The sequence below is a fragment of the Stenotrophomonas pictorum JCM 9942 genome (assembly GCF_001310775.1).
In the GTDB taxonomy this organism is placed as follows: Bacteria; Pseudomonadota; Gammaproteobacteria; order Xanthomonadales; family Xanthomonadaceae; genus Stenotrophomonas; species Stenotrophomonas pictorum.
In genome coordinates this window covers 1-2,983 of sequence record NZ_BAZI01000321.1, presented here as the reverse complement: position 1 = coordinate 2,983, position 2,983 = coordinate 1, and the positions used below count along the sequence as shown (strand labels likewise).

The 2,983-nt window shown below is 67.5% G+C and carries 3 protein-coding genes; all 3 read right to left on the bottom strand.

Going from position 1 to position 2,983, the window contains the following annotated elements; genetic code table 11:
* On the bottom strand, positions 1–1,577 hold a 1,577-nt coding region (locus tag JCM9942_RS13055; RefSeq protein WP_054660201.1), incomplete at its 3' end, for an OpgD/OpgG family glucan biosynthesis protein.
* A gap of 82 nt (positions 1,578–1,659) precedes the next feature.
* Positions 1,660–2,472, bottom strand: a complete 813-nt coding sequence (gene mutM / locus JCM9942_RS13050) for a bifunctional DNA-formamidopyrimidine glycosylase/DNA-(apurinic or apyrimidinic site) lyase (protein ID WP_054660199.1) — start codon at positions 2,470–2,472, stop codon at positions 1,660–1,662.
* Between the two features lie 60 nt (positions 2,473–2,532).
* On the bottom strand, positions 2,533–2,874 hold the full coding sequence (locus JCM9942_RS13045) for an EF-hand domain-containing protein (protein WP_054660197.1): 342 nt from the start codon (positions 2,872–2,874) through the stop codon (positions 2,533–2,535).
* Between the last annotated feature and the right edge of the window lie 109 nt (positions 2,875–2,983).

Below are 2,983 nucleotides of genomic sequence, written 5' to 3'. Positions count from 1 at the left end.
TCCGCCGGCGGCGGGCTGTACTGGTACAGCCACGTTTCGGTCAGGGTCTTGCCGCCGCTGCGCAGGTACAGGCGGATATCGATCTGCTGCGTGCCGTCGTCGGGCGGCACAAGGTCGAACATGGCGCGGTAGCCCTTGATCTCGCGCAAGGGGCGCGCCGAGACGACTTCCACGCGGCCGCGGCTGGTTTCCACCACCGCCTCGACCTCGGCCTTGTCGATCAGGCCGGCCAGTTCGCCGCCTTCGAAATCCACCGCGAAACGCCACGAGAAATACTCGCGCTTCTTGCCGATCACTCCGCCAAGACCCGTGCGGCTGGCCACGCAGTGCGCCAGTGGCGGGCGGGCCGGCGGCTGCGCGCCCCAGTACAGGCGATAGCCGACCAGCAGTTCCTGGCCCGGCTGCGGCTTGGCCTTGGGGTTCCAGAACGCGACGATGTTGTCGAAGGTCTCATCGACCGTGGGAATCTCCACCAGCTGCACCGAGCCTTCGCCCCATTGCCCCTTCGGCTCCACCCACAGGCAGGGGCGCTTCTCGTAGAACACGCCGTCGTCCTGGTAATGGTCGAAATTGCGGTCACGCTGCAGCAGGCCGAAGCCGCGCGGATTGTGGTCCACGAACATGTTGAAGCGCAGGTGGGCGGGGTTGCACAGCGGCCGCCAGATCCATTCGCCGGCGCCGTTCCACATCGACAGGCCGTCGGTGTCGTGGATCTCCGGGCGCCAGTCCCAGCCCATGCGGCGGTCGTTCTCGCCGACCTGGTACATGCTGGTGCACGGCGCGATGCCGAGGCGCTCGATTTCCCTGCGCGGATACAGCGCGCTGTCGATGTCCATCAGCAGCACCTCGCCATTGGTGATGGCGAAGCGGTAGGCGCCGGCCAAGCTGGGCGAATCCAGCAGGCCATAGACGACGATGGTCTCCGAATCGGCGCTGGGCTGCTCCAGGTAATAGGCGATGAAGTCGGGGAATTCCTCCGGGCGGCCCAGGCCGGTATCGATAGCCAGGCCACGCGCCGATTGTCCGTACTGGCCCTCCTTGCCCACGGCGCGGAAATAGCTGGCGCCGAGGAAGGCGGCGAAATCGCGATCGGTATCGGTGCGGGTGTTCAGGCGGAACCCGGCAAAGCCCAGATCGGCCGGCAGCTGGCTGCCGTTGATGCCGCTGTTGCCGTAATCGAACGCCGCGCCGTCATAGGCCAGCTCCTGCGCCTGGCCATCGACCACATCGAACATGCGGACCGGCGAATGGAAGTACAGGCCCAGATGGAAGAACCTGGCCTGGAATTTGCCCGGCTGATCGGCCCACAACGCATGGTCCTGCCGGTAACGGATGGACTGGTACTGGTCCCAGTCCAGCTTCTCCACCGCCGGCGGCAGCACCCGTTTGTGACTGCGATACGGCGCCTGTGCCAGCGCGCGCGCCTGGCCCTTGAGCGTGGCGAAGTCGAACGGCTGCGGCTGGCCGATACGGCGCAGACCCTGTTGCTGGGGGCTGGCGGCGCAGGCAGGCAACGCGGGCAGGCCGAAGGCGGCCAGCGCCAGCGAGGCACGACGGAGGAAATCGCGGCGGTGCATGCAGTCATCCGTGGCAGGAGGTTGCGCATGATAGGCACAGCCCGCCTAACCGTACGCTGGATGGAAGCCCGCCTCCGCCCGCTCAGCGTTGGCAGTGCCCACACCAGACAGTGGCCCGCTGGCCGATGGCGGCGTAGCGCAGGTCGCGCCCGCACTGCTTGCAGGTCTGGCCTTCCCGTCCGTACACCAGCAACTCCTGTTCGAAGTAGCCCGGGGCTCCGTCGGGGCTGATGAAATCGCGCAGGGTGGTACCGCCCCGCACAATGGCGTAGCCGAGGATCTGTTTCACCGCATCGGCCAGCCGCTGGTAGCGCGCGAGAGAGACCTTGCCCGCCTCGCGCAACGGGTTGATGCCGGCCATGAACAGGCTCTCGGCCGCGTAGATGTTGCCCACGCCGACCACGATGCGCTGGTCCATCAGGAAGGTTTTGATCGATGCGCTGCGGCCGCGGCTGCGCGCGAACAGGTAGTCGCCATCGAAGTCCCCATCGAGTGGCTCCGGTCCCAGATCGCGCAGCAGTTCATGGGTTTCACCCACCGGCTGCCACAGCAGGCAGCCGAACCGGCGTGGATCGTTGAAGCGCAACACGCGGCCGTCCTCCAGACTGAGGTCGACATGGTCGTGCGTGCGCACCGGCGTGTCGCCGGGCAGCACCCGCAGGCTGCCGGACATGCCCAGATGCAGCAGCGCGCTGCCGGCCGCGGTATCCAGCAGCAGGTACTTGGCGCGGCGGCGGATCGCGGCAATACGTTGGCCAGGCAACTGTGTTTCGACTTCGGCCGGGATCGGCCAGCGCAGGTCCGGCCGGCGCAGGATCACGCCATGGATGCGCCGGCCCTGCAGGTGCGGCTCCAGGCCGCGGCGGGTGGTTTCGACTTCGGGTAATTCGGGCATGCGGAATTCTCTTTCGGTGCAGTTGCTTGCCGCTCGGACGGCTGGCGTGGGCGCACGCACTCAGCGCGGCGGCGCCATCAGTTCACGGGCGCTGAGGTAGCCGTCACCGTTGGCATCCTGGCGGGCGAAACGGGACAGGATCACCTGCCGCTGTTCTTCGCGGGTGATCGGCTTGCCGCGGCCGCCGGGCTGTTCGGCCGGCTCCAGCACGCCATCGCCGTTGCGGTCCATGCGGTCGAAGGCGTACAGCATCCACTGCAGGTACTCGTCCGGGCTGACGCGGCCATCGCCATCGCTGTCCATCCGCTGCAGGTACTGGCTGGTGTCCTGTACCTGCGCCATGGCCGACAGCGCGGCCAACAGCAGGACGGGCCCGAGGAGAAAAAACGGTCGTGTCTTCATGCGGTACCCGGCGGATAGTCTTTGAGCCGTGCGGCATGCGCCGGCAATGCCGCGCTGCCGCTGGCTTGGGCCTCATGGCATCGCTGCCGCCGCTGGTGCCGGCGCTCGG

What these genes read in the sequence shown, in the direction of transcription:
- mutM (WP_054660199.1), bottom strand. Translation starts at nt 2,472, where the DNA reads ATGCCCGAATTACCCGAAGTCGAAACCACCCGCCGCGGCCTGGAGCCG.
- JCM9942_RS13045 (WP_054660197.1), bottom strand. Translation starts at nt 2,874, where the DNA reads ATGAAGACACGACCGTTTTTTCTCCTCGGGCCCGTCCTGCTGTTGGCC.